Source organism: Geodermatophilus sp. SYSU D00525, assembly GCF_054050475.1.
The window spans coordinates 41,240-67,020 of sequence record NZ_JBJGZK010000007.1 but is presented as its reverse complement, the minus strand read 5'-3'; the positions used below and the strand labels follow the sequence as shown (position 1 = coordinate 67,020).

Below are 25,781 nucleotides of genomic sequence, written 5' to 3'. Positions count from 1 at the left end.
GGAGGGGTACGGCCCGATGACCGGCACGGTTTCGGCCGTCGGGCGGCCGGGGTAGCGGAGGCGGGCGCCGGCCGGGTCCCCGCACCGGGCCGTGAGCGTCCAGCGGGTCGGGATCCCGCAGGAGGATGCCGGTGGCCTCGCGCTCGCGGACGACGTCACCGACGCTGGAGCGGCCGATCGGCCCTCCCGCACACGCACAGACGGGACACGGCGGTCACCAGGGCCGCGCCCGGCAGGGCGACGTGCACCGAACCGAGGAGTCAGGATGCCGCGGATCGACCGGATCGCCGAGCCGTGGGGGACCCGTACGCCGTACGGCCCGGGCGAGACGTGGCCGGCGCGGGTCGACCAGCACCTCGCCGAGGGCGTCTCCGAGGGCACCGTGGACCGCTGGGTGCAGGCGGCGTCGATCCTGCACTCCAACGGCGACGCGATGGACCTCGCGGTGAAGGACGGCCGGGTGGTCGGCGTCCGGGGACGGGCGGGGGACCGGGTCAACCGCGGCCGGCTGGACCCCAAGGACCTCTACGGCTGGCAGGCGAACGGCTCCCGGCAACGGCTGACCCGCCCGCTGGTCCGCCGGGACGGCCGGCTGGTCGAGACCGACTGGGACACCGCCATGGACCTGGTCGTGCAGCGGACGAGGGAGCTGCTGGAGGAGCAGGGACCCAGCGCCATCGGCTTCTACAACACCGGCCAGCTGTTCCTCGAGGACTACTACACGCTCGGGCTCATCGCGCACGGCGGCATCGGGACGATCCACGTCGACGGCAACACCCGGCTGTGCACCGCGACGGCGGCCGCAGCGCTCAAGGAGTCCTTCGGCACCGACGGGCAGCCCGGCTCCTACGCCGACGTCGACTCCGCCGACGTCATCTGCCTCTACGGGCACAACATGGCCGAGACCCAGGTGGTGACCTGGAGCCGTGTCCTCGACCGGCTCGCCGGCCCGCACCCGCCGAAGATCGTCTGCGTCGACCCGCGGATGACCCCGGTGGCGCGCGCGGCCACCGTCCACCTCGCGCCGAAGCCGGGGACCAACGTGGCGCTGATGAACGGCCTGCTGCACGAGATCCTCGGCAACGGGTGGATCGACCGGGACTACCTCGACGCCCACGTCGTCGGCTTCGAGGAGCTGGCCGAGCGGGTCGCCGAGTACCCGCCCGACGAGGTCGCCCGGATCTGCGACGTCCCGGCCGCGCAGATCCGCGAGGCCGCCCGGGTCATCGGCACCGCCGAGCGGCTGCTGTCCACGGTGCTGCAGGGCTTCTACCAGTCCCACCAGGCCACCGCGGCCGCCGTCCAGGTCAACAACGTGCACCTGGTCCGCGGCATGCTCGGGCGCCCCGGCTGCGGGATCCTGCAGATGAACGGCCAGCCGACCGCGGAGAACACCCGCGAGGCCGGTGCCGACGGCGACCTGCCGGCCTTCCGGAACTGGTCGAACGAGGCGCACGTCGAGGACCTGGCCCGGATCTGGAACGTCGAGCCGGAGCACATCCCGCACTACGCGCCGCCGACGCACGTCATGCAGCAGCTCCGGTACCTCGAAGAGGGCTCGCTCCGGATGTTCTGGGTCATCTGCACCAACCCGGCGGTGTCCCTGCCCGAGCTGGCCCGGATCCGGTCGATCCTGACCCAGCAGCGGCTCTTCCTCGTCGTGCAGGACATCTTCCTCACCGAGACCGCACAGCTGGCCGACGTCGTCCTGCCCGCGGCCACCTGGGGCGAGAAGACCGGCACCTTCACCAACGCCGACCGCACCGTGCACCTGTCGGAGAAGGCGGTGGACCCGCCGGGGGAGGCCCGGCCGGACATGGACATCCTCGTCGACTTCGCGCACCGGCTCGGGCTGCAGGACAAGGACGGCGCCCCGCTGGTGAAGTGGTCGGATCCGGAGGGCGCGTTCGAGGCGTGGAAGGAGTGCAGCCGCGGCCGGCCGTGCGACTACACCGGCCTCACCTACGAGAAGCTGCGCGGCGGCAGCGGCATCCAGTGGCCGTGCACCGACGAGGCACCCGAGGGCACCGAGCGGCTCTATGCCGACGGCCGGTTCTCCAGCGACCCGCAGTACTGCGAGAGCTACGGCCGCGACCTGCTCACCGGGGCACCGCTCGAGCCCGACGAGTACAGGAGCCTCAACCCGTCCGGCAAGGCCGTGATCAAGGCGGCGGAGTACGTCCCGCCGCACGAGGAACCCTCGCCGGACTTCCCGTTCTCCCTCATCACCGGTCGCACCCTGTACCAGTTCCACACCCGCACCAAGACCGGCCGGGCCCCGCAGCTGCAGGCCGCCGCCCGCGACGTCTGGGTGGAGATGTCGGTCGGTGACGCCCAGCGGCTGAGGGTCCGGGAGGGCGACCTGCTGGAGGTCTCGACGCCGCGCGGGCGGGTGCGGGCCCGGCTGCGGATCAGCGGCATCCGCGACGGCGTCCTCTTCCTGCCCTTCCACTACGGCTACTGGGACGACGGGGGGCGGAGGGGACACCGGCGGGCGGCCAACGAGCTCACCCTCACCGACTGGGACGCCGCCTCCAAGCAGCCGATCTTCAAGACCGCGGCCGCCCGGGTGCGCAAGGTCCGCTGGTCGCGGCGCGGCAGGTCTCCGGCACCGACCACCACCGGCTCCGCCCCGGCCCTCGGCACCCTCCCGCCGACCCGAGGCGGCACGGCGGCCCTCGTCGAGGAGACGATGCCGGCCGGGGGAGGACGAGCGTGAAGATCGGGCTGGCGCTCGAGGAGCTGCACCGCTCGGAGAACTCCCTGGCGCACCGACTGCTGGCCGTGGCCGAGCGGCACAAGGTCGAGCACGAGGTCTTCCACGTGGGCCGCGACCTCGCCCGCTGGTCGCAGGACCACGTGCGCCGGCTGGCCGCGTTCGGGGACCGGTACGGCGTCGAGCTGGACCCGGAGCCCGCCGGTGAGCCGCGCTTGCGCGCGCGACTGACCGAGGCGGTGAGCGACCGGCTCGGCCGGCGGTCGGCCCCGGCGTTGCTGCTGCTGCGTGACCTGCGCAGCATCCACATCCACGCGGTCGGGGTCTCGGTCGACTGGGAGATGGTCGCCCAGGTGGCGCAGGGCGTCGAGGACACCGAGCTGCTCGCTCTCGCCCGGCGTTGCCATCCCCAGAACCTGCGTCAGGCCCGCTGGGCCAACAGCAGGATCAAGGAGTCCGCGACCCAGATCCTGGTGAGCTGATGAGCACCCACGGCGCCGCGCCCGGACCGGCCACCCGGCTCGTGCTGCGGCCGATCGCCACGCCGCTGCCGCTGGGGTTCCTCGCCCTCGCGCTGGCGACCACCGTCTTCAGCGCCGTCCAGCTGGCGTGGATCCCGCCGACGGAGGGCCGGGTCGCGGCCCTGACCGCCCTGGCCGCGACCGTCCTGCTGCAGACGATCGCGTCCGTCGTGGGGTTCCTCGCGCGCGATCCGGTGGCGGCCACGGGCATGGGTGTGCTCGCCGGGACCTGGGGCACGGTGGGCCTGACCACGCTCACCTCGCCGCCCGGCACGGCCAGCAAGGGCCTGGGCGTCCTGCTGCTGACCGCGGGCGTGGCGATGTCCGTGCCGGCGGTCGCCGGCGCGGCCAAGCTCGTCCCGGCGAGCGTCATGGGGCTGGCCGGCGTCCGGTTCGTCGTCACCGGCGCCTACGAGCTGACCGGGTCCACCACATGGATGACCGTGGCCGGATGGGTCGGCCTCGCGCTCGCCGTCCTGGCCCTCTACGCCGCCATGGCGCTCGAACTGGAGAGCGTCGAGGCGCGGACCGTGCTCCCAGCCGGGCGGCGGGGCCCGGCCGAGGCCGCCGTCCGCGGTCAGGGCTCCCTCGACGTGGACGACCTCGCCCGGGAGCCGGGGATCCGGCCGCAGCTCTGACCACGCCGCGGCCCGTCAGGGCGCCCTCGCGGTCGGGCTCTCCAGGCGGAAGGAGGTGCCCTGGTCCCCGTCCCTGCGCTCCGGGTGGACGACGTTCGGCTTGTCGGCGCCGAAGGTCTCGACCCCGTACGGCGTGACCATCGCCGTGGTGGCGGTGGCCATCGGGGGCCGGTGCGTGGCTCTGGCGGGTGCGCGGCCGCCACGGGAGCTCGTCGCGCTGGGACAGACGGCTGGGACAGGGGCAGCCGGGGAGCGGCCCTGAGCACGGCGATGCCGGTGAGCGCCCGGATCCTGATCTCCTGCACGGCGCCACGACGGATGGCTTCGGTGACGGACTCGGACGCCGGCGTCGTACAGCCGACGGTCGACGGCCGGAAGCGCTCGGCTGTGTCGGCGGACCGGGACCCCGTTGGGTCGTGCCTCCACCCTCTCTCGAGCACCGGTCGGATCGGGTGGTCAGCGGCCAACAGGGGGCGGCACGACCGAGGCACGAGGGCAACACCGACGCCCTGGTGAGCCGGACGACGCGCACACGCCCTGGTCAGTACGTGGAGCGGGTGACGGAACCGAACCCGCGTGGCCAGCTTGGAAGGCGGGGTCTCGTAACCGTATCTGCGCTGGTCAGTGGCTCATTCCAACCGCCGGGCGAGGGCTCATGACCACATGTGACCCAGCGGTCCGGCGTGATCCACGCGTGACCCACCGTCCCTTGGGCGTATTAGCCGTCCCGGTCCGGATCGTCGTCCGATGGCGGGCATCTCCCGTCACCGCGCCTCTGAGCCACTCCGGTCGTGGAGGCTCAGGGTCAAGGGATCAGGGCAAACGATCTTGAGCAAGCGCCAGCGTCCCCGTAGGGGTGGTCAAGATGGTTTGCGCCCCTCGACGCTGAGGGCGGCCGGATCAACCTCAGGGCGGCAGGACGAGACAGTCTCCGCGAAGCGGAGGCGTACAAGGCTCCCAGCCCGCGCCGGCTGTGAGGCGCAAACGAAGCACCTACGCCAGGCAAGCCCACAGACGTGGCAGGCCATCGGAGGCGCTCATATGGCGCAGTCGCTAGGCATCCCCCACCGCGACAATGCCGTAGGCGCGGTACTCGTGGAACACATCGCCCAGCGAGCTGTGAAGGATGCTCGTGCGCCAGTCCCAATTGTACCCAGTCCAGAAGTGCCAGTCATAAGTCGCCCCAGTGGTCGGAGCCGGGAACATCACCTCTAGAGCATTACCCCACGTTGTACTGCCGGGTGCTCGGTACTGGCTGAACAGCCACGGCCCGAGTGTGTCGCCCGGGAGGTCCTGATAGGCATGATAACCCTTACCGCAGACCACAATCCGGCAGAAGAATCGGTCGATATTGTGCGCTTCGGTAGAGACTCGCTTCCATCCTGGGTGGGATGCGGGCCATCCACCACCATTCCATTCCCAGTCCCAGGGGTTATGGCGAGGACCGATATGCAGTTCGATCACCTCCCCGGCCTGACCTGTAGTGCTTTGAGCCCAGAAGAATGAAGGAAGAGTAGCAATGAATCCCGGGCGGCTACAAATCCCCAGGCTGCTTTGTGGTTCCCCCGCTAGGTGACGAGCCCACCCTCGCGGTCGATCTTGGCTCTGTTCATGACTTCTGAGCTCCTCGGGGACAGCGAGCTCGTGATCGGCGAAGGCTTCGAAGATGTCCCGTGCCGTCATCTGAGCGACGCTCAACGCGTCCAGTGGGCTGACATTGGGCGGAGTACGTATTTGCACTCCTAGATTTGAAGCCTCCAAGGCATCGTCGCTGGGAAGAGCAACGAACGTCACTTGCCGTCCATCGGAAACGGTGAAATCCGCGATGGGGGGTGGCGGCTCGGGGCCTAGATCCCGCCTAGTGTCGGCCGGAAGAGAACTGAGTACCTGCTCCCTAGTGATGGATGACATCTGCCTTCCTTCCGCATCGATTATCGAGAAGACTGCGGAGTGGCGTTGCCCCCGAGGGCAGTAACGACGGTATCCCCAGGGTGAAGGACTCGGAAGAGGGTCCCTGAGCGGCACATCTCGGCCGCGAAAGCTCAGGGCGAAAAATTAGGGCAAACGACTCTAGGCAAGCGTCAGCATTCCTGGAGAGGTGGTCAAGATCGTCTGCACCTCCTGCCGCTCAGGGCAGACGGAAGCGGCGCAGGTTGAGGTCGCGTTAAGACCTGGGCTTGGTTGGACCGCCGACTTGGAGGTCCACGACGATCCGGGGTCCCGGGGACGGATGGACGTTCGGTTCGCCGTTCACCACGTCCGGGAGCCCCAGGCCTGACATGCCCCTCGACGAGCTGCCTGTCGACGAGTTGGCCGAGCTGCTCGGAGAGTGGTGGGCGGCTGACGGCGGGACCTCCGACAAGTGGGGACGGCTGTGGCGGTACGCACCCACGTCGCGTTGGTCCGACTTCTATTACGGGGACCTCGACGACCATCGGGCCCTATCGAGCTGGTTCCACTGGTGTGGCTTCACCGATGTGCAACCGCAGAAGGCCGGCAGGGGCGTTCAGCGCAGCGGCAAGCACCTGCTGGTCCATCTGCATTCTGCTTCTTCCGGCGCGGGGCTCTCCGGTGTCCAGCGTGTGCAGGGACAGGCGAGTGTGATTGCCAGCCGCGCTGCGGTGATCTCCCCAGCGGGCTTCACCCGCCAGGCGCGCCGCTGGGCCGACGACGCCGGTGTCGCTCTGTTCGGACTCGCCGGCGGCTCCGTCCCCCGTCCGGTCAACGAGGCGGCCGCACATCTCATGCCGGAGCCGGGAGAGCTGCTAGCGGACTGCACGGACTCCAGCTGCAGGCACTTGGGTTGCGTGCTGGACAGTTCTGTGGGCTGCCCCCCCGGGCATCGGCAGAGAATGGTCCGCCCCCCACTCCTACCCGTGGCGGCAGTCGGCACCCCCAAGCGACTAGGAACGGCGCAGGGGACTGCCCCGGTTCAGTGACCTGGACCCGCGCCGAGCAAGACGGACTGGACGGCGCTCAAGCGGCTGGCGCCGTCCTCCGGGTAGTCCCTGTGCAGGTCATGGCGGGTCATCGTGTCGTTGACAGTCGGCCCGGAAGTGGGCTCTCCACGAGATGCCTATCCAGCTGTGTCGACTGGATCGTGCCTCAACCGTGCCTTAAGCACCGGCCAAACCCGGTGGTCAGCGGTCAGCAGGGGGCAGCACCCTCAAGGCAAGGAAGGAGCGGCGCTGCCCGGCTGACATGCGCAGACAGGCAACCGCCCCGGTTAGGACGTGGAGCGGGTGACCGGGATCGAACCGGCATGGCCAGCTTGGAAGGCTGGGGCTCTGCCATTGAGCTACACCCGCGAGGTGCCCGCCCAGCGTAGCGGGCCCGGCCGATAGCGTCCGGGCGTGACCGAGCCCACACAGTTGGACGCCACCGCGCAAGCCGACCGGGTGCGCCGGGGGGAGGTGAGCCCCGCCGAGCTCGTCGACGCCGCGATCGCCCGGATCGAGGCGACGAACCCGCAGCTCAACGCCGTCATCCGGGACCGGTTCGACGCCGCCCGCGCCGAGGCCGCCGGCAGGCTGCCCGACGGGCCCTTCCGCGGCGTGCCGCTGCTGCTCAAGGACATGGGCGCGCACATGGCGGGGGAGGAGACCTGCTACGGCCTCGCCCCGCTGCGCGACGCAGGGGTCCGCTGGCGGCGTGACAGCCACCTGGCCGAGGCCTTCCGTGCTGCTGGGTTCGTCGTCCTCGGCCGGACCAACGTCCCCGAGCTCGGGACGACGGTCACCACCGAGCCCGCCGCCAACGCCGCGGCCCGAAACCCGTGGGACCCCACCCGCTCCACCGGCGGCTCCAGCGGCGGGTCGGCCGCGGCCGTGGCGGCCGGGTACGTCCCGATCGCGCACGCCAGCGACGGCGGCGGGTCGATCCGCGTCCCCGCCAGCGAGTGCGGACTGGTCGGGCTCAAGCCCAGCCGGGCCCGGGTCAGCCAGGGCCCCGACGTCGGCGAGGGCTGGGCAGGCGCCACCATCGACGGCGTCGTCACCCGCACCGTCCGCGACACCGCCGCCGTCCTCGACGCCATCGGCGGCCCGATGCCCGGCGACCCCTACGCCGCCCCGCCGCTGCCGCGCCCGCTGGTCGAGGAGGTCGGCGCCCCGGTCGGCCGGCTGCGGGTCGGCCTGCTCGACGCCCCGCCGCACGAGCGCTGGCTCGACAGCCCCGAGTGCCGGGCCGCCGTCGCCCACGCCGGCCGGCTGCTCGAGGACCTCGGCTGCGACGTCGAGCCCGCCGCGCCCGCCGCCTTCTTCGACGACGGCTTCTCCCGGCACTTCAACGCCACCATCGCCGCCGACACCGCCCGCATGCTCGCCGACCTCGAGCGGGTCCTCGGCCGGGAGATCGCCGACGACGAGCTCGAGCCGCGCAACGCCCACTACCGGGCGGCCGGTCACCGGACGACCGCGGCCGAGTACCTCGGCGCTCGGGCCTGGCTGGGCTCCTGGTGCCGTCGGATGGCCCGCTTCTGGACCCCGGCCGCGGACGGCGGGCAGGGCTTCGACCTGTTGGTCACCCCGACCGTGGGCGCGCCGCCGCCGGAGCTCGGCTGGTTCACCGCCGCGGGCCCGCGCGAGGAGGGGCGGCGGATCGGGGCGTTCATCCCGTACACGGCCCAGGCCAACGTCACCGGCCAGCCGGCGGTCAGCCTGCCGCTGCACACCACCGACGCCGGCCTGCCGGTCGGCGTCCAGGTGATCGCGGGCGCCGGCCGGGAGGACCTGCTCGTGCGGGTCGCCGCCGCACTGGAGGAGGCGGCCCCGTGGGCCGGCCGCCGTCCGGCCGTCTGACCCGAGCGCCGGCATGCAGACGGCGAGGTGAGCGGCGCACCGGAGGAGCCCGGGGACCGGCCTCCGCCGATACCGTGAGGGGGCATGGGAACGAGGACGGCACGACGCGCCGGGCTGGTCGCCGGTGTCCTCTCCGGGACCCTCCTGCTGCTGCCACTGGCCGGCTGCGGGGACGGCTCGGACACCGCCGACACCGGGACGGCCGCGACCGAGACCACCGAGGACACCGGCGGTGCCACGGAGACCAGCGCCGGCGGCAGCGCCACCGCGAGCGGGACGGGCGGGGCCGACGCCGACCTGAGCTGCTCGGGCACCACGTGCAGGTTGCAGCTGTCGGGACCGGGCCGGCAGGCCGAGGTGCTCGGGGTGACGGTCGAGCTCGGCGCCGTCGAGGGCGGTCAGGCCATGCTGCGGGTGGGGGACCGGGAGCTGTCCTGCGCCCAGGGCGACAGCGTCTCGGCGGGCCCCCTGCAGCTGACCTGCGAGACGGTCGCGGAGGACTCGGTCACCCTCACCGCCTCCCTGGGCTGAACCACGGGGCCCGCGCCGCCGCGGGCGGTGACGCGCGGTCGGGCGTCTCCGGCTGCACCTAGACTCGCAGCCGCCACGGGGTGTGGCGCAGCTTGGTAGCGCACCCGCTTTGGGAGCGGGGGGCCGTGGGTTCGAATCCCGCCACCCCGACCCCGCCCCCGGCGTCTCTAGACTCGGGGGTCGACCCGGCGCCGGTCCCGGCGTCCCCTTCCGTCGTACCGAGGAGCACTGCCGCTGTGAAGAGCACCATCGAGGAACTGGGCCCCACGCGGGTCCGGATGGCGATCGAGGTGCCGTGGGGAGACCTGGACCACGCCTTCGGCGAGGTCTACAAGGAGCTCAAGCGGCAGGTGCGCGTCCCCGGGTTCCGTCCGGGCAAGGTGCCCAACCGGATCCTCGACCAGCGCATCGGCCGTCCGGTCGTCCTCGAGCAGGTCGTCCAGCACGCCATCCCGGAGGTCTACTCCGAGGTCGTCCGCGACAACCAGGTCCGCGTCATCGGCCAGCCCGACATCGAGGTCACCCGCCTCGACGACAACGACACCCTGGCGTTCACCGCCGAGGTCGACGTCGCCCCGAAGATCGAGCTGCCGGCCCTCGACGACCTGAACGTGACCGTCGACGACGTCGAGGTCACCGACGAGGAGATCGACCAGCAGGTCTCGGTCATGCGCGAGCGCTTCGCCATGCTGACCGGCGTCGAGCGCGCCGCCCAGGACGGCGACTACGTCTCCATCGACCTCGAGGCCCGCGTCGGCGACGAGGTGCTCGAGGACGGCACGACCAGCGGCATGTCCTACGAGGTCGGCTCCGGCTCCCTCATGGAGGGCCTCGACGACGCCGTCCGCGGGCTGTCCGCCGACGAGTCGGCCACCTTCGAGACCGCACTGCAGCAGGGCCCGCACGCCGGCGAGCAGGCCCAGGTCACCGTCACCGTCCGCTCGGTGAAGGCCAAGGAGCTGCCCGAGCTCGACGACGAGTTCGCCTCCACCGCCAGCGAGTTCGACACCCTCGAGGAGCTGCGCGACGACGTCCGCACCCGGCTGTCGCGGGTGAAGGTCATGCAGCAGGGCGCGCAGGCCCGCGACAAGCTGGTCGAGCACCTGCTCGAGGTCACCGAGGTCCCGATCCCCGAGGGCCTGGTCGACCGCGAGCTGGAGTTCCGCAACAACGCGCTGACCAACGAGCTCACCGGTGCCGGGATGGACTGGGACACCTTCCTGTCCATGTCCGGCAGCGAGAGCCGCGAGGCCTACGACGCCGAGCAGAAGAAGAACATCGAGGAGGCGGTCCGCACCCAGTTCGTCCTCGACGCGATCGCCGACGCCCGCGAGATCACCGTCGACAACGACGACCTGTCGGCGCAGATCATGGCCCAGGCCTCGCGCAACCGGATGAGCCCGGAGCAGTACGCCCAGCAGCTCCAGCAGAGCGGCAACATCGCCGAGTTCGTCGCCGACGTGCGCCGCACCAAGGCGCTGGCCCAGCTGCTCGAGCAGACGACGATCACCGACGCGTCGGGCAACGTCGTCGACCTGGAGGCCGCCCGCCCGCAGACGGTGCGCGCCGCCGAGGCCGCCCCCGCGGCTGACGGCACCGCCGCCGAGGAGGCCGACGAGGCCCCCGACGCCGAGGTCGCCGACGCGGCCGCCGTCGAGGCGACCGAGGGTGCCACCGAGGACAGCGAGGACGTCGCCAAGAGCTGACGAAGGACCCCGTCCTCTCACCCCGAGCGAGCTCGGGGCGAGCCTCGGACGGGGCCGCCCGGACGCTCACCACGGACGCCGTCCTGCCCCCGCGCACGCGGGGGAGGGCGGCGTCCGTCGTCTTCCCGGGGGCGCGCTGCGCCGTCGGCGAACAGGCCCCGCGCCGGGACTGCGGGCCCAGGGGTGCGCGTTAGGGTCGACGTGACTCGGGGCGGAGGCCGGGGGTACGGCCCGCCAGGGTCGCCGGCCCCGCTCCCCGCCCACCGAGACCGACTCGATCCACCGCCAACGGAGGTCACACCACCCGTGAGCACCCACCCGAACCCGGCCAGCAGCCCGCTCATGCGGGGCGGCGCCGGGGGGATGAACCTCAACGACTCGGTCTACGAGCGCCTGCTGCGCGAGCGCATCATCTTCCTGGGCACCCAGGTCGACGACGTCATCGCCAACCAGCTGGCCGCGCAGATGCTGCTGCTGTCCGCCGAGGACCCCAAGCAGGACATCCACCTGTACATCAACTCGCCGGGCGGCTCGGTCAGCGCCGGCATGGCCATCTACGACACGATGCAGTTCATCGACTGCGACGTCGCCACCTACGGCATGGGCCTGGCCGCCTCCATGGGGCAGTTCCTGCTGACCGCGGGCACCAAGGGCAAGCGCTACGCCCTGCCGCACGCGCGGATCATGATGCACCAGCCCTCGGCCGGCGTCGGCGGCACCGCCGCGGACATCGCCATCCAGGCCGACCTGTTCCGCCGCACCAAGCGCGAGCTCAACGAGCTGCAGTCGTTCCACACCGGCCAGTCCATCGAGCAGATCGAGCGGGACTCCGACCGCGACCGCTGGTTCACCGCGCAGGAGGCCCTCGAGTACGGCTTCGTCGACCACGTCGTCAGCCGCGCCGCGATGACCGACAGCGCCAACCCGGTCTCCGACAACTGAGCAGCGAGGACTGACAGACGATGAGCGACTTCCAGCTGCCCTCCAGCCGGTACGTGCTGCCCTCTTTCGTGGAGCGGACCAGCTACGGCATGAAGGAGAGCAACCCGTACAACAAGCTCTTCGAGGAGCGGATCATCTTCCTCGGGGTGCAGATCGACGACGCGTCGGCCAACGACGTGATGGCCCAGCTGATCACGCTGGAGTCGGCCGACCCCGACCGCGACATCACGATCTACATCAACTCGCCCGGTGGCTCGTTCACGTCGCTGATGGCCATCTACGACACGATGATGTTCGTCCGCCCGGACATCCAGACCGTGTGCATGGGCCAGGCCGCCTCGGCCGCCGCCGTCCTGCTCGCGGCCGGCACCCCGGGCAAGCGGCTGGCGCTGCCGTACTCGCGCGTGCTGATCCACCAGCCCTCCGGCGAGGCCGGCGGCCAGGTCTCGGACCTCGAGATCCACGCCGCCGAGATCGCCCGGGTGCGGGCCCAGATGGAGGAGATCCTGGCCCGCCACACCGGCCGCTCGGTGGAGCAGGTCCGCGCCGACATCGACCGCGACAAGATCCTGACGGCCCCCGAGGCCAAGGAGTACGGGATCGTCGACCAGGTCATCCAGAGCCGCAAGCTCAACGCGCTGCCGGTCTGATCCCGTGATCGCCCGATCGGTGCGGGTCGAGTTCGCGCGTGTCGCGCGCTCGACCCGTACCGTTCGGGGTGCAGTGCCGGGAGTGACGCGCGAGTCGGACGCCCCCGGCGCACCGGGGCGTCGAACCCCCGCGGCGTCGGCGGCGACAGGTACCGTCGGCGAACGCCCCAAGCCCGGCCGGCAGCGCCGGGAGGTCACCCTCGCGGCACCCGCTCCCGCGGAGCCAGCACGGGCAGCAAGCGACACACGATCCGCAGGTCCGCACCCCCGGGATCTGCAAACCCCCTGAGGTGGAGGTCAGCAGGTGGCACGAATCGGTGAGAGCGGTGACCTGCTCAAGTGCTCGTTCTGCGGGAAGAGCCAGAAGCAGGTCAAGAAGCTCATCGCGGGCCCCGGCGTCTACATCTGCGACGAGTGCATCGACCTCTGCAACGAGATCATCGAGGAGGAGCTCTCGGAGTCGTCGGACCTGAAGTTCGACGAGCTGCCGAAGCCCCGCGAGATCCACGACTTCCTCGAGCAGTACGTCATCGGCCAGGAGAAGGCCAAGCGCACCCTCGCCGTCGCGGTCTACAACCACTACAAGCGGGTGCAGGCCGGCGGTGAGCGCTCCAGCCGGGACGACTCGGTCGAGCTCGCCAAGTCCAACATCCTGCTGATGGGCCCGACCGGGTGCGGCAAGACGCACCTGGCGCAGACGCTGGCCCGGATGCTCAACGTCCCGTTCGCGATCGCCGACGCCACGGCGCTGACCGAGGCCGGTTACGTCGGCGAGGACGTCGAGAACATCCTGCTCAAGCTGATCCAGGCGGCGGACTACGACGTCAAGCGGGCCGAGACCGGGATCATCTACATCGACGAGGTCGACAAGATCGCCCGCAAGAGCGAGAACCCGTCGATCACCCGCGACGTCTCCGGTGAGGGCGTGCAGCAGGCGCTGCTGAAGATCCTCGAGGGGACGACGGCGTCGGTGCCCCCGCAGGGCGGCCGCAAGCACCCGCACCAGGAGTTCATCCAGATCGACACGACGAACGTGCTGTTCATCGTGGGCGGTGCCTTCGCCGGCCTGGAGAAGGTCATCGAGCAGCGGGTCGGCAAGCAGGGGATCGGCTTCGGCGCGGAGATCCGCGGCAAGAAGGAGATCGAGGAGGCCAACGCCTTCGCCGAGGTCATGCCCGAGGACCTGCTGAAGTTCGGCATGATCCCCGAGTTCATCGGCCGGCTCCCGGTGATCACCAGCGTGCAGGCCCTCGACCGGGACGCGCTGATCCAGATCCTCACCGAGCCGAAGAACGCGCTGGTGCGCCAGTACCGGCGGCTGTTCGAGCTCGACGGCGTGGAGCTGGAGTTCACCGAGGACGCCCTCGAGGCGATCGCCGACCAGGCCATCCTCCGCGGCACCGGCGCCCGCGGGCTCCGGGCGATCATGGAGGAGGTGCTGCAGTCGGTGATGTACGAGGTGCCCAGCCGCGAGGACGTCGCCTCCGTGGTGATCACCAAGGAGGTCGTGCTGGAGCACGTCAACCCGACCATCGTGCCGCGCAAGCCCAACCGCGAGCGCCGCGAGAAGAGCGCCTGACGCTCGGCTGACACACCGCTGTACCCCGGTGGCCCAGGACTCGGTGAGTCCTGGGCCACCGGCGTTCAGAGGGCCGCAAGCCGCCGGCGCAGGACCGCCTCGATCTCGCGCCGGCAGCCATCCGGGTCCGTGGTCAGCCGCCGGTAGCTGAACCGGAGCACGACCCAGCCGAGCGCCGCCAGGGCCGTGTCGCGGCGCAGGTCGCGCTCCCGCTGCTCGCGGCTGCCGTGGAAGGCGGCGCCGTCGAGCTCCACCGCCACCCGCAGCCCGGGCCACGCGACGTCGAGGTAGACGGTGCGGCCCCTGGCGAGCACGATCCGGTGCTGCTGCACGAACGGCGGGATGCCGGGTGTGCGGAGCACGTGCAGGACGCCGAACACCTCGAGCTCGCTCCGGCAGCCGCCCGCGACGAGACCGAGGAGGTCGGTCAGCTCCGCCCGGCCGGCGTGCACCCGCTGCTCCGCGGACTCCTCCAGCAGGTCCTCGACGTCGACCGCACGCGTGCGGACGGCCTCGACGACCGCCTGCCGGACCACCGGGACGTCGACGGCCGCCTGCGGGTTGCGCCGTGGGCTGGCGGCCCAGCTCCACGCGTCGACGAGGCTGCGGGCGGCGCCGAGCACGGGCAGGCCGGACACCCGGACGGGACGCATCGGCAGCGTCGTCCGGTGGGCGACGACTCCTGCGGATCCGCGGGGCCAGCGGTCGGCCGGCACGGTGACGTGCACCGGCCCGGAGGGCGCGGGCGCCAGCCCGTGCACGCCCAGGGCGGACAGGTGGCTCAGCGGACCGCGGGTCCACAGCACCGCGGCGAGCGCGCGGACCGGCCACTCGTCCTTCCGGTGGGTGAGGGCGAGCACGCCCGGATGCAGCAGGACGACGTCACCGCGGGTCAGCCACCGGCTGACGCTGCTGGAGCTCGTGGCGAGGGTGACCCGGTCCCGGCGGGCGGCGCCGTGGGGGAGGAGGCGGCGAGTTCGTGCACGGGCCGGGAGCCTGGCCCAGAGGAGTGCTCCGCCGCCGGGCCCTGTGGACATCCCGACCTCTGTACGCCGGTGGCCCAGGACCGGCGCGGTCCTGGGCCACAGCGGTACAGCGGTCCCGAGGGTCAGTCCGCGGGGGCGGCCAGGACGACGTCGACGGTCAGCGGGCCCTCGCCGGCCACGACGGTCAGCGAGGCGATCCGCCCGGCCGACACCAGGTCGTCCCGCGCGGCCTCCACCAGCGGCACCTGGGCCTCCGGTGCGGTCACCGTCGCGGACTCGACGTCGGCCCGCATCGACTGCTTGGCCTCCGACTTGGCCTTGCGCACGGCGGCCAGTGCCTCGGCGGCCACCTCGACGACCGCCGGGTCCCCGCCGCCGGGCAGCTCGTCGGCGGCCGGCCACGGCGCCCGGTGCACCGAGCCGGCCTGCCACCAGGACCAGACCTCCTCGGTGACGAACGGCAGCACCGGCGCGAACAGCCGCAGCTGCACCGACAGCGCGAGCGCCAGCGCGGCCTGGGCGGAGCGGGCGGCGTCGTCCGAGCCGTAGGCGCGGGACTTCACCAGCTCCACGTAGTCGTCGCAGAAGGTCCAGAAGAAGGACTCGGTGACCTCGAGCGCGCGGGTGTAGTTGTAGGCCTCCATCGCCGCGGTCGCCTCGTCGACGACGTCGGCCAGCCGGCGCAGCAGGCCGAGGTCGATCGGCTCGGTGACCTGGCCGGCGGACAGGTGCGCGGTGACGCCGAGCCCCAGCACGAACTTGCCGACGTTGAGGATCTTCATGGCCAGCCGGCGGCCGACCTTCATCTGCGCCTCGTCGAACGGCGAGTCCGCGCCCGGCCGGGCGCCGGCGGCGCGCCAGCGGACGGCGTCGGTGCCGTAGCGCTCGAGCACGTCGATCGGCGTGACGACGTTGCCCTTCGACTTCGACATCTTCTTGCGGTCGGGGTCGACGACGAACCCGGAGATCGTGGCGTGCGTCCACGGCACCGCGCCGAACTCGAAGTGCGAGCGGACGACGGTGGAGAACAGCCAGGTGCGGATGATGTCGTGCGCCTGCGGCCGCTGGTCCATCGGGAAGACGTGCGCGAACAGCTCCGGGTCGGTGTCCCAGCCCGAGGCCACCTGCGGCGACAGCGACGACGTCGCCCAGGTGTCCATGACGTCGGGGTCGGCCATGAACCCGCCCGGGACGCCGCGCTGCGACTCGTCGAAGCCCGGCGGCACGTCCGAGGACGGGTCGACCGGCAGCGACGACTCGTCGGCCAGGATCGGCTCGTCGTAGACCGGGTCGCCAGAGGCGTCGAGCCGGTACCAGACCGGGAACGGGACGCCGAAGAACCGCTGCCGGCTGATCAGCCAGTCGCCGTTGAGGCCCTCGACCCAGTTCTCGTAGCGGTGCCGCATGTGCTCGGGCACCCACTGGATCTCCCGGCCGCGGGCGACCAGGGCGTCCCGGAGGGAGGCGTCCCGCCCGCCGTTGCGGATGTACCACTGCCGCGTGGTGACGATCTCCAGCGGCCGGTCGCCCTTCTCGAAGAACTTGACCGGGTGGGTGATCGCCGTCGGCTCGCCCTGCAGGTCGCCGGACTCGCGCAGCATCTCCACGATCCGCTGCTGGGCGCTGAACGGCGTCTTGCCGGCGAGCTCGGCGTAGACGTCGGCGGGCACGCCGTCCGGGGCGTCGGTGACGAAGCGGCCGTCCCAGCCGACCACCGCGCGGGTGGGCAGCTGCAGCTCGCGCCACCAGGTGACGTCGTTGAGGTCGCCGAAGGTGCAGATCATCGCGATGCCCGAGCCCTTGTCCGGCTCGGCGAGGCGGTGGGCGACCACCGGCACCTCGACGTCGAACAGCGGCGTGCGCACCGTCCGGCCGAACAGGTCCTGGTAGCGCTCGTCGTCGGGGTGGGCCACCAGCGCGACGCACGCGGGCAGCAGCTCCGGCCGGGTGGTCTCGATGAGGACCGGGCCGTCCTCGGAGTGGAACGAGATCCGGTGGTAGGCGCCGGGGCGCTCGCGGTCCTCGAGCTCGGCCTGCGCGACGGCGGTGCGGAAGCTGACGTCCCAGAGGGTCGGCGCCTCCTGGGCGTAGGCCTCGCCGCGGGCCAGGTTGTGCAGGAACATCCGCTGCGCGGTGGCCCGCGAGGTCTCCGAGATGGTCCGGTAGACGTTCGACCAGTCCACCGACAGCCCGACCCGGCGCCACAGCTGCTCGTAGGCGTGCTCGTCCTCCGCCGTCAGCTGCATGCACAGCTCGACGAAGTTGCGCCGGCTGACCGGCACCTGGTCCTTGCCCGGCTTCGCCGGCGGCTCGAACGACGGGTCGTAGGGGAGCGAGGGGTCGCAGCGGACGCCGTAGTAGTTCTGCACCCGCCGCTCGGTCGGCAGCCCGTTGTCGTCCCAGCCCATCGGGTAGAAGACGTGCTTGCCGCGCATGCGCTGGTAGCGGGCGACGATGTCGGTGTGGGTGTAGCTGAACACGTGGCCCACGTGCAGCGACCCGCTGGCGGTCGGCGGCGGGGTGTCGATCGAGTACGTCTGCTCGCGCGGCGCGGCGAGGGCGGCGGCGCGGTCGAAGGCGTAGGTGTCCTGCTCGGCCCAGCGGGCGACCCAGGTGTCCTCGAGTCCGTCGAGGCTCGGCTTCTCGGGTACCCCGGCCCCGGCTCCCGGGGTGGTGCTGACCGGGGTGAGGGGATCGGCGACCATGCCCCCATCCTAGGAAGTGCGCGGCTGGCATCCTGGGGAGGATGAGCAGCAGTCCCGAGGCCGAGCTGGCCCGCGTCGAGAAGGAGCTGCTGGCGCGCTGGCCGGAGACCCGGCTGGAGCCCTCCCTGGGCCGCATCGCCGCCCTGGTCGACCTGCTGGGCAGCCCGCACCGGGCCTACCCGGTCGTGCAGGTCGCCGGCACCAACGGCAAGACGACGACGTCGCGCATGGTCGACGAGCTGCTGCGCGGGTTCGGCCTGCGCGTGGGCCGGTTCACCAGCCCGCACCTGCAGTCGGTGCGCGAGCGGATCGTGCTCGACGGCGAGCCGGTGAGCGTCGAGCGGTTCGTCGAGACCTACGACGACGTCGCGCCCTACGTGCAGATGGTCGATGCCGCCGGCGAGCACCCGATGAGCTTCTTCGAGGTGGTGGTCGGGATGGCGTACGCGCTGTTCGCCGAGGCGCCGGTCGACGTCGCGGTCGTCGAGGTCGGCATGGGCGGCACGTGGGACGCCACCAACGTCGCCGACGCGCGGGTCGCCGTCGTCACGCCGGTGGCCCTGGACCACGCCGAGTACCTCGGTCCCGACGTCGCCACGATCGCCGGCGAGAAGGCCGGGATCATCAAGCCCGACGCGATCGCCGTCCTCGCCCACCAGCAGCCCGGGGCGCTGGACGCGCTGGTCCGCCGCGCGGTCGAGGTCGAGGCCGTGGTGGCGCGCGAGGGTACCGAGTTCGGTGTGCTGGACCGGCGGGTCGCCGTCGGCGGGCAGCAGCTGCGGCTGCAGGGCCTGGGCGGGGAGTACGACGAGGTCTACCTCCCGCTGTTCGGCGCGCACCAGGCGCAGAACGCGGCCACCGCCCTGGCCGCCGTCGAGGCGTTCCTCGGCGCCGGCGCGGCCACCGGGACGGTCGACGTCGAGACGGTGCGTGCGGCCTTCGCCGCCGTCCGCTCGCCCGGCCGGCTCGAGCGGGTGCGCACCAGCCCGACGGTGCTGGTCGACGCCGCGCACAACCCCGCCGGGATGGCCGCGACCGTCGAGGCGATCCGGGAGTCCTTCGACTTCACCCGGCTGGTCGGGGTGATCGGCGCGGTGCACGGCAAGGACGTCGAGGGGATGCTGCGCGAGCTGGAGACCGTCTGCGCGGAGCTGGTCGTGACGCAGAACGGCTCGCCGCGGGCGATCCCGGCCGACGAGCTCGGCGCGCTCGCCGTCGACGTGTTCGGCGCCGACCGGGTGAGCGTCTCCCCGCGGCTGCCCGAGGCGCTCACCGAGGCGATCGAGCTGGCCGAGGCCGGGCCCGACGACGCCCTCGGCGGCTCCGGCGTGCTGGTCACCGGCAGCGTGGTCACCGCCGGTGAGGCCCGCACGGTCCTGGGCGGGACGCCGTGACCGCGCCCGACCCGGTCCGGGCCGGCCGGGCGCTGCGCGGGGCGGCCGCGGCGGTGCTGCTGCTCGAGGGCATCGCGGTGCTGTTCGTCCCGCGGGCGATCGCGCAGACCGCGGCGGGCCTCGGCGGCACGCGGCTGACGATCCTGCTCGTGCTCGCCGTCGTCCTCGTGCTGGCCAGCGGGGTCCAGCGGCGGCCGCGCGGCCTGGAGATCGGCACCGCGCTGCAGGTCCCGCTGCTGCTCACCGGCCTCATCGACGCGTCGATGTGGTTCGTCGGCGGCGTGTTCGTGCTGATCTGGCTGTACCTGCTGCAGATCCGCAAGGAGCTGCTCGGCTCGCCGTTCCGCGAGCCGGCCGCCCCCTCCGGGGACGACGCCCCGCCCGCCTGATCAGGCCGCGTCGGCCTGCCCGTCGAGCCGCCGGCGCAGGCCGGCGACGTCGGCGCCGGCGCGGGCCAGCGCCGCGGACACCGCGGGGTCGCCGACCTCGAGCACCCCGGCGAGCAGGTGCCGGCCGTCGATGACCCGGTCGCCCCGCGCGAGCGCCGCGCGCAGCGCCTCCTGCAGCGCCGTGCGGCTGCCCCGGGCGAAGCGCAGGTGCCCCCGCCGGCGGCCCCGGGCCCCGCGGTCGAGCGCACCCGGGCCGAACGCCGCCTCGGCGGCCGCCCGCACCCGGTCCAGGTCGATGCCCAGCGCGGCCAGCGCGTCGGCGTCGAGCGCGCCGCCCCCGGGGGAGGTCAGGCCCGCGCGGAGGTCGGTCACGTGCACGCCCGCGGCGGCCAGCAGCGGGCCGGCCGGGCCGGGCGCGGCGGCGAGGGCGACCAGCAGGTGCACCGGGTCGACGCTGTCGGCGCCGGCGGTGCGGGCCTCCTCCTGCGCCAGGACCACGACCGTGCGTGCCTCGGCGGCGAACCGTTCGAACACCTCAGGACTCCTTCCACGTCGTCCCGGACGACCGGGCGTGCTTCTTGTGCACCGCCTGCCGCGTGACGCCGAGCGCGTCGGCGACCTGCTGCCACGACCAGCCGCGACGGCGGGCGGCGGCGACCTGCAGGACCTCGAGCCGGTCGGCCAGGTCCCGCAGCGCGCGGACCCCGCGCAGGCCGACGGCGGGGTCGTCGCTGGTGGCGGCGGTGAGCGTCTCGTCCGAGGTCCGGCTGGTCACGGTGTCAACCATGGTTGACGGGACGGAGGATGTCAACCCCGGTTGACGGACGGCGACCCGTAGGCTGCCTCCCCGTGACTGATCGCACCCTGGTCCTCGTCAAGCCCGACGGCGTCGCCCGCGGCCTGGTCGGAGAGGTCGTCTCGCGGCTGGAGGCCAAGGGCCTGCGCCTGGTCGCCGCCGAGCTGCGCACCCTCACCCGGGAGGTCGCCGAGGAGCACTACGGCGAGCACCGCGAGAAGCCGTTCTTCGGCTCGCTGGTCGAGTTCATCACCGGCGGCCCGCTGCTCGCCCTCGTCGTCGAGGGGCCGCGCGCGGTCGAGGCGTTCCGCGCGCTGGCCGGCGCCACCGACCCGGTGAAGGCCGCACCCGGCACGATCCGCGGCGACTTCGCCCTCGAGGTGCAGTCGAACATCGTGCACGGCTCGGACTCCGACGAGTCCGCCGCCCGCGAGATCGGGCTGTTCTTCCCGGACCTCGCGGCGTAATCGGCTCGACCCGGCCCCCGGGGCCGGGGTCAGCATGGGGGACATGGTGGAGTCGCTGGTCCGGGCCCGGGGCCTGGTGAAGCGCTTCGGCGAGCACACCGCCGTCGACGGCATCGACGTCGACATCGCGCCCGGGGAGGCCTTCGGCTTCCTCGGGCCCAACGGCGCCGGCAAGAGCACGACCATGCGCATGGTCGGGGCGGTGTCGCCGCCGACGGCGGGGGAGCTGCGGATCCTCGGCATGGACCCCGCCGTCGACGGCCCGGCGATCCGCGCCCGCCTCGGCGTCGTCCCGCAGACCGACAACCTCGACCTCGAGCTCACCGTCGAGGAGAACCTGCTGGTCTACGGCCGGTACTTCGGGTTGCCGCGGGCGCTGGTGCGGGAGCGGGCCGCCGAGCTGCTGGACTTCGTGCAGCTCACCGACCGGGCGCGGGACCGGGTCGAGCCGCTGTCGGGCGGGATGAAGCGGCGGGTCACCATCGCCCGCGCGCTGGTCAACGACCCCGACGTCGTCCTGCTCGACGAGCCCACCACCGGGCTGGACCCGCAGGCCCGGCACGTGCTGTGGGAACGGCTGTACCGGCTCAAGCAGCGCGGGGTCACCCTCGTGCTCACCACGCACTACATGGACGAGGCCGAGCAGCTGTGCGACCGGCTGGTCGTCATGGACCGCGGCCGGATCGCGGCCGAGGGCTCCCCGGCGCAGCTGATCGCCACCTGGTCCACCCGCGAGGTGTGCGAGCTGCGCTTCGCGCTGACCGAGGGCGGCGCCGGGCCGGCCGCGCACGCCGACGCGCTGACGCCGCTGGTGCACCGCGGCGTCGTCGAGCGGGTCGAGGTGCTGCCCGACCGGCTGCTGCTCTACGCCGCCGACGGCGACGCCGCGCTGACCGAGGTGCTCGCGCTCGGGCTGCGGCCGCTGTCGTCGCTGGTCCGGCGCAGCTCGCTGGAGGACGTGTTCCTGCGGCTCACCGGCCGGACGCTGGTCGACTGACGTGGTCCCGTCCCCGGCCGCCCGTTCCTTCCTGGCCCAGCGGCTGACCGCGCACCGGCACTTCTGGCGCAGCAGCGCGATCGGCAGCGTGCTGGAGCCGGTGCTGTTCCTCGCCGCGATGGGCCTGACCCTCGGCACGCTGGTCGACCGCGGGCCCGGCGTCCCCGGCGGGGTGGGTTACCTGGCCTTCCTCGCCCCCGGCCTGCTGGTCGCCGCGGCCATGCAGACGGCGACCGGCGAGTCGACCTACCCGGTCCTCGGGGCGCTCAAGTGGGACCGGCTCTACGAGGCGGTGCTCGCCACCCCCGCCCGCCCGGCCGACGTCCTCACCGGCCACCTGCTCTACGTCGCCTTCCGCGTGACGACGTCGGCCGCGGCGTTCCTCGTCGTGCTCGTGCTGTTCGGCGCCGCGGAGAGCCCGCTGGTGGTCCTCGCGCTGCCGGTCGCGCTGCTCACCGGCCTGGCCTTCGCCGCGCCGGTCACCGCCATGGCCGCCCGGCTGGAGGAGGACGCCGCCTTCGCGGCGCTGCAGCGGTTCCTCATCGTGCCGATGTTCCTGTTCAGCGGGACGTTCTTCCCCGTCACGCAGCTGCCGGCGGCGCTGGAGTGGTTCGCCTACGCCACCCCGCTGTGGCACGGCGTCGCGCTGGCCCGCGACCTGGCCCTCGGGACGGCGGAGGCGGGGCCCGCGCTGCTGCACGTCGGCTACCTGGCGCTGTGGGTCACCGCCGGTGCCTGGCTGGCGGCCCGGGCGCTGCAGCGGCGGCTGGTCCGGTGACCGGCGTCCCCGCGCCGGTGCGCCCGGCGTCGCTGCTGCTGCGGGTCGTGCCGCTGTACCCGCTGTCCGGGCGGCGCGCCGGGCAGCTGGTGTACCGGAACCTCCTGGTCGCCCGGCGCAGCTGGCTGGTGTTCGTCTCCGGGTTCGCCGAGCCGTTCTTCTACCTGTTCTCGATCGGCGTCGGCATCGGCGGGCTGGTCGGCGACGTCGTCACCGACACCGGCACCGCGCTGACCTACCAGCAGTTCGTCGCCCCGGCACTGCTCGCCTCGGCCGCGATGAACGGCGCGGTCTACGACGCCGTCTTCAACCTGTTCTTCAAGCTGCGCTACGCCAAGCTCTACGACGCCGTCCTGGCCACGCCGGTCTCGGCCGCCGACGCCGCGGTGGGGGAGACGGTGTGGGCGCTGCTGCGCGGCGCCGTCTACTCCGCGGCGTTCCTGCTGGTCATGCTCGCGATGGGCCTGGTCGGCTCGTGGTGGGCGCTGCTCGCCCTGCCCGCGGCGGTGCTCATCGGCTTCGCCTTCGCCGCCGTCGGGCTGGCCGCGAGCACGTTCCTGCGCGGCTGGCAGGACTTCGAGTTCGTCCAGGTCGTGATCCTGCCGCTGTTCCTGTTCTCCACGACCTTCTACCCGCTGTCGACCTACCCGCGGCCGCTGCAGGTCGTCGTCGAGTGCACGCCGCTCTACCACGGCATCGAGCTGGTCCGCGGGCTGGTGACCGGCGACGTCCGGTGGGGGCTGCTGGTCTCGGTCGCCTACCTCGCGGTGATGGGCGTGGCGGGCCTCGCGGTGGGCGCCCGCCGGCTGGCGGGCCTGCTGCTGCGTTAGGCCGCGCCGAGCAGGGGGCGCCCGGCGCGGACCAGCCGCTCGACGGTGTCGGCGGGCACCGGGGAGCCGAACAGGTGGCCCTGCGCGGCGTCGCAGCCCAGCGACCGCAGCGCGGCCAGCTGCGCGGGCTGCTCGACGCCCTCGGCCACCACCTGCAGGCCCAGGCTGTTGCCCAGCGCGATGACCGCGTCGGCGACCGAGCCGGCCGCGGCGCCGGCGGCCAGCAGCGCCACCGACGACGGGTCGATCTTCAGCCGGTCCAGCGGCAGGTCCTGCAGCCGGGACAGCGAGGACGCGCCGGTGCCGAAGTCGTCGATGGCCACGTGCACGCCCAGCGCCCGCACCTCGCGGATCCCGGCCGCGGCGTCGGGGCCGGCGGCCACCGCCTCCGGGACCTCGATCTCCAGCCGGCCGGGGTCCACGCCGGCATCCCGGGCGGCCGCGGCGATGCTGACCGCGAGGTCGCCGGTGGCCAGCCGGCGCGGGGAGACGTTGACCGCCACCCGCAGCGGGGGCAGGCCGGCGTCGTCCCACGCGCGCAGCTGGGCGCAGGCCTGGCCGATCACCCAGTCGTCGATCACGTCGATGACGCCGCTGGCCTCGGCGACCGGGATGAACCCGGCCGGCTCCACCAGCCCGCGGGTGTGCGACTGCCACCGGGCCAGCGCCTCCACGCCGGTGACCGCGCCGCTGCGCAGGTCCACCTGCGGCTGGTAGAGCACCCGCAGCTCGCCGGAGTCGACGGCGGCGCGCAGGTCGCGGACCAGCTCGTCCTGCGCGGCGACCTCCTCGCGCATGCCGCGCTCGAACACCCGCACCCGGTTCTTCCCGCCGGACTTGGCCACGTACATGGCGAGGTCGGCGTCGCGGAGCAGGTCGTCCATGCCGCGGCGGTCGGCGGCGTCGGTGAAGGTGACGCCGACGCTGCCTCCGACGGTGAACTCCTCGCCGCCCCACCCGACCGGGCGGCGCAGCGCGCCCAGCAGCCGCTCGGCGACCTGGACGACGTCGCGGCGCCCCTCGACGTCCTCCATGAGCACCACGAACTCGTCGCCGCCGAGGCGGGCGACGGTGTCGGCCGGCCGCACGGAGGCCTCCAGCCGGCGGGCGACCGCGACGAGGACGGCGTCCCCGGCCTCGTGCCCGGCGACGTCGTTGACCGCCTTGAAGTCGTCGAGGTCCAGCAGCAGGACCGCGTGCCGGCGGGCGCGGCGGTCGGCGAGGGCGTGCTCGAGCCGGTCCTGCATGAGCGCCCGGTTCGCCAGGCCCGTGAGCGGGTCGTGCAGCGCCATCCGGGCCAGCTCGCCGGCCTGCCGCTCGAGCTGGCGGGCGGCGGCGCGGGCCTCGGCCTCCTCGCGCTTGCGGCCGGTGATGTCCCGGGTGATCCCGGCGATGCCGGTCGGGGTGCCGTCCTCGTCGCGGATGAGGGAGAAGGTGACCAGGGCGTCGAAGGCGGAGCCGTCCCGCCGGCGGTGCCGCCGCTCGTGGCTGCCGGGCGGCAGCCGGGTCAGGTCCGCGGGGAGCGGGGCTCCGGCGGACAGCATCGACGCGTGCCGGCCCAGGGCCTCCGCGGCGGTCCAGCCGTAGAGCCGCTCCGCGCCGGGGTTCCAGCTGGTGATCCGGCCGTCGGGGGTCGTCGTCACGACGGCGTCGTCGGTGGTCTGGACGACGGCGGCCAGGCGGGCCAGCTCGTCGCGCTGGGCGCGCAGCGCGGCGGTGCGCTCGGCGACCAGCTGCTCGACGTGCTCGCGCCGGTCGTCGAAGCGCCGCCAGGCCAGCAGGCACGCCCAGCTCTCCAGCAGCACGAGGGCCGCGTGGAGGGCCGCCATGGGCAGCGCCGCGACGGAGTGGGCGAACACCGCGTGCGGCCACAGCGTGCCCAGCACGAGGTGGTGGACGGCCACGAACCCGACCGCGAGCAGGAACGGCGCCCGCGCGGCGTAGAGGGCGGCGAGCGGGAGCAGCGCGAAGAACAGGAAGTGCGCCTCGGTGGCGCCGTCGGACAGCCACACGCCCAGGGCCGCGGCGGTCATCAGCCCGAGGGCGGCGGCCGCGGCGCGGGTGTTGCGCCCCAGCCCCGGCGCCCAGGCCAGCGCGGTCAGCAGGGCCAGGGGAGCGGCGTGCAGCACCGCGGAGACGACGCCGCCCCCGCGGACCAGCGCGTAGACCGGGACCGCGGCGACCAGGACCAGCAGCGTCCGGAGGACGAGCAGGTGGTGCGCCGCCCACTGCTCCGCCGGCATCGCCCGGCCTCGGGGCAACGAGAGCATCGCCCGGCCTCGGGGCAACGAGAGCATCGCCCGGCCTCGGGGCAACGAGAGCATCGCCCGGCCCCTGGGGAGCGGCATCGAGAACCG

At 73.1% G+C, this 25,781-nt stretch carries 21 protein-coding genes and 2 tRNA genes; 16 read left to right on the top strand and 7 right to left on the bottom strand.

The window, feature by feature from the left end; genetic code table 11:
* Positions 1-265: 265 nt before the first annotated feature.
* The 3 genes from ACI796_RS08235 to ACI796_RS08225 are packed head-to-tail and all read left to right on the top strand — an operon-like array spanning position 266 to position 3,875.
* A complete protein-coding gene (locus tag ACI796_RS08235) occupies positions 266-2,719 on the top strand; it encodes a molybdopterin oxidoreductase family protein (protein ID WP_456940738.1) in 2,454 nt (817 codons plus the stop codon).
* A complete protein-coding gene (locus ACI796_RS08230) occupies positions 2,716-3,198 on the top strand; it encodes a hypothetical protein (protein ID WP_456940737.1) in 483 nt (160 codons plus the stop codon). The genes ACI796_RS08235 and ACI796_RS08230 overlap by 4 nt, the downstream gene beginning before the upstream one ends.
* The gene (locus ACI796_RS08225; RefSeq protein ID WP_456940736.1) at positions 3,198-3,875 is read left to right on the top strand and encodes a hypothetical protein; all 678 of its coding nucleotides are present in this window, start codon (positions 3,198-3,200) and stop codon (positions 3,873-3,875) included. The genes ACI796_RS08230 and ACI796_RS08225 overlap by 1 nt, the downstream gene beginning before the upstream one ends.
* A gap of 15 nt (positions 3,876-3,890) precedes the next feature.
* Here the strand turns inward: ACI796_RS08225 and ACI796_RS08220 are convergent, their stop codons facing one another.
* Both ACI796_RS08220 and ACI796_RS08215 read right to left on the bottom strand, forming a co-directional pair.
* Positions 3,891-4,037, bottom strand: coding sequence for a hypothetical protein (locus tag ACI796_RS08220; RefSeq protein ID WP_456940735.1), 147 nt, complete (start codon positions 4,035-4,037; stop codon positions 3,891-3,893).
* Positions 4,038-7,109: 3,072 nt separating this feature from the next.
* A tRNA-Gly gene (locus tag ACI796_RS08215) sits at positions 7,110-7,183 on the bottom strand.
* A gap of 45 nt (positions 7,184-7,228) precedes the next feature.
* On the opposite strand from ACI796_RS08215, the gene ACI796_RS08210 reads away from it, so the two are divergent.
* The 7 genes from ACI796_RS08210 (at position 7,229) to clpX (ending at position 14,082) form a co-directional block, all read left to right on the top strand.
* The gene (locus tag ACI796_RS08210; protein WP_456940734.1) at positions 7,229-8,674 is read left to right on the top strand and encodes an amidase; all 1,446 of its coding nucleotides are present in this window, start codon (positions 7,229-7,231) and stop codon (positions 8,672-8,674) included.
* An 84-nt stretch (positions 8,675-8,758) separates the two neighbouring features.
* Positions 8,759-9,205 (top strand): hypothetical protein, encoded by a 447-nt coding sequence (locus tag ACI796_RS08205; RefSeq protein WP_456940733.1) that lies wholly within the window; start codon positions 8,759-8,761, stop codon positions 9,203-9,205.
* Between the two features lie 76 nt (positions 9,206-9,281).
* A tRNA-Pro gene (locus ACI796_RS08200) sits at positions 9,282-9,355 on the top strand.
* An 86-nt stretch (positions 9,356-9,441) separates the two neighbouring features.
* Positions 9,442-10,911: a trigger factor gene (tig, locus tag ACI796_RS08195; protein ID WP_456940732.1), complete on the top strand. Its 1,470-nt coding sequence runs from the start codon at positions 9,442-9,444 to the stop codon at positions 10,909-10,911.
* Between the two features lie 306 nt (positions 10,912-11,217).
* Positions 11,218-11,853: an ATP-dependent Clp protease proteolytic subunit gene (locus tag ACI796_RS08190; protein ID WP_456940731.1), complete on the top strand. Its 636-nt coding sequence runs from the start codon at positions 11,218-11,220 to the stop codon at positions 11,851-11,853.
* A 20-nt stretch (positions 11,854-11,873) separates the two neighbouring features.
* Positions 11,874-12,503, top strand: coding sequence for an ATP-dependent Clp protease proteolytic subunit (locus tag ACI796_RS08185; protein WP_387985431.1), 630 nt, complete (start codon positions 11,874-11,876; stop codon positions 12,501-12,503).
* 304 nt (positions 12,504-12,807) lie between these two features.
* On the top strand, positions 12,808-14,082 hold the full coding sequence (gene clpX / locus ACI796_RS08180) for an ATP-dependent Clp protease ATP-binding subunit ClpX (RefSeq protein ID WP_456940730.1): 1,275 nt from the start codon (positions 12,808-12,810) through the stop codon (positions 14,080-14,082).
* Positions 14,083-14,147: 65 nt separating this feature from the next.
* Here clpX and ACI796_RS08175 read toward each other — a convergent pair whose 3' ends face one another.
* Together ACI796_RS08175 and valS are read right to left on the bottom strand one after the other, a co-directional pair.
* Positions 14,148-15,119: a DUF559 domain-containing protein gene (locus ACI796_RS08175; protein WP_456940729.1), complete on the bottom strand. Its 972-nt coding sequence runs from the start codon at positions 15,117-15,119 to the stop codon at positions 14,148-14,150.
* A gap of 71 nt (positions 15,120-15,190) precedes the next feature.
* On the bottom strand, positions 15,191-17,773 hold the full coding sequence (valS, locus tag ACI796_RS08170) for a valine--tRNA ligase (protein WP_456940728.1): 2,583 nt from the start codon (positions 17,771-17,773) through the stop codon (positions 15,191-15,193).
* Positions 17,774-17,814: 41 nt separating this feature from the next.
* Here valS and folC point away from each other — a divergent pair, with 41 nt between their 5' ends.
* Together folC and ACI796_RS08160 are read left to right on the top strand one after the other, a co-directional pair.
* The gene (folC, locus tag ACI796_RS08165) at positions 17,815-19,167 is read left to right on the top strand and encodes a bifunctional tetrahydrofolate synthase/dihydrofolate synthase (protein WP_456940727.1); all 1,353 of its coding nucleotides are present in this window, start codon (positions 17,815-17,817) and stop codon (positions 19,165-19,167) included.
* Positions 19,164-19,556, top strand: a complete 393-nt coding sequence (locus ACI796_RS08160; protein WP_456940726.1) for a DUF4233 domain-containing protein — start codon at positions 19,164-19,166, stop codon at positions 19,554-19,556. Before folC ends, ACI796_RS08160 begins: the two co-directional genes overlap by 4 nt.
* Here ACI796_RS08160 and ACI796_RS08155 read toward each other — a convergent pair whose 3' ends face one another.
* Positions 19,557-20,090: a Clp protease N-terminal domain-containing protein gene (locus ACI796_RS08155; protein ID WP_456940725.1), complete on the bottom strand. Its 534-nt coding sequence runs from the start codon at positions 20,088-20,090 to the stop codon at positions 19,557-19,559.
* Position 20,091: 1 nt separating this feature from the next.
* The gene (locus tag ACI796_RS08150) at positions 20,092-20,331 is read right to left on the bottom strand and encodes a helix-turn-helix domain-containing protein (RefSeq protein ID WP_456940724.1); all 240 of its coding nucleotides are present in this window, start codon (positions 20,329-20,331) and stop codon (positions 20,092-20,094) included.
* A gap of 74 nt (positions 20,332-20,405) precedes the next feature.
* Between ACI796_RS08150 and ndk the strand changes: the two genes are divergently transcribed.
* Genes ndk through ACI796_RS08130 form a run of 4 tightly spaced genes read left to right on the top strand, consistent with a single transcriptional unit; the run spans position 20,406 to position 23,424 of the window.
* Positions 20,406-20,819 (top strand): nucleoside-diphosphate kinase, encoded by a 414-nt coding sequence (gene ndk, locus ACI796_RS08145; protein ID WP_456940723.1) that lies wholly within the window; start codon positions 20,406-20,408, stop codon positions 20,817-20,819.
* Positions 20,820-20,862: 43 nt separating this feature from the next.
* On the top strand, positions 20,863-21,816 hold the full coding sequence (locus tag ACI796_RS08140; RefSeq protein WP_456940722.1) for an ABC transporter ATP-binding protein: 954 nt from the start codon (positions 20,863-20,865) through the stop codon (positions 21,814-21,816).
* Position 21,817: 1 nt separating this feature from the next.
* A complete protein-coding gene (locus tag ACI796_RS08135) occupies positions 21,818-22,594 on the top strand; it encodes an ABC transporter permease (RefSeq protein WP_456940721.1) in 777 nt (258 codons plus the stop codon).
* The gene (locus tag ACI796_RS08130) at positions 22,591-23,424 is read left to right on the top strand and encodes an ABC transporter permease (protein ID WP_456940720.1); all 834 of its coding nucleotides are present in this window, start codon (positions 22,591-22,593) and stop codon (positions 23,422-23,424) included. The genes ACI796_RS08135 and ACI796_RS08130 overlap by 4 nt, the downstream gene beginning before the upstream one ends.
* Here the strand turns inward: ACI796_RS08130 and ACI796_RS08125 are convergent.
* Positions 23,421-25,667, bottom strand: coding sequence for a putative bifunctional diguanylate cyclase/phosphodiesterase (locus tag ACI796_RS08125; RefSeq protein WP_456940719.1), 2,247 nt, complete (start codon positions 25,665-25,667; stop codon positions 23,421-23,423). The genes ACI796_RS08130 and ACI796_RS08125 overlap by 4 nt on opposite strands.
* Positions 25,668-25,781 lie beyond the last annotated feature (114 nt).

Excerpts from the sequence above, each read along its gene's own strand:
- ACI796_RS08235 (WP_456940738.1), top strand. The coding sequence starts at position 266 with ATGCCGCGGATCGACCGGATCGCCGAGCCGTGGGGGACCCGTACGCCG.
- ACI796_RS08225 (WP_456940736.1), top strand. The coding sequence starts at position 3,198 with ATGAGCACCCACGGCGCCGCGCCCGGACCGGCCACCCGGCTCGTGCTG.
- ACI796_RS08220 (WP_456940735.1), bottom strand. The coding sequence starts at position 4,037 with ATGGCCACCGCCACCACGGCGATGGTCACGCCGTACGGGGTCGAGACC.
- ACI796_RS08205 (WP_456940733.1), top strand. The coding sequence starts at position 8,759 with ATGGGAACGAGGACGGCACGACGCGCCGGGCTGGTCGCCGGTGTCCTC.
- ACI796_RS08185 (WP_387985431.1), top strand. The coding sequence starts at position 11,874 with ATGAGCGACTTCCAGCTGCCCTCCAGCCGGTACGTGCTGCCCTCTTTC.
- ACI796_RS08175 (WP_456940729.1), bottom strand. The coding sequence starts at position 15,119 with ATGTCCACAGGGCCCGGCGGCGGAGCACTCCTCTGGGCCAGGCTCCCG.
- valS (WP_456940728.1), bottom strand. The coding sequence starts at position 17,773 with ATGGTCGCCGATCCCCTCACCCCGGTCAGCACCACCCCGGGAGCCGGG.
- folC (WP_456940727.1), top strand. The coding sequence starts at position 17,815 with ATGAGCAGCAGTCCCGAGGCCGAGCTGGCCCGCGTCGAGAAGGAGCTG.
- ACI796_RS08140 (WP_456940722.1), top strand. The coding sequence starts at position 20,863 with ATGGTGGAGTCGCTGGTCCGGGCCCGGGGCCTGGTGAAGCGCTTCGGC.
- ACI796_RS08125 (WP_456940719.1), bottom strand. The coding sequence starts at position 25,667 with ATGCCGGCGGAGCAGTGGGCGGCGCACCACCTGCTCGTCCTCCGGACG.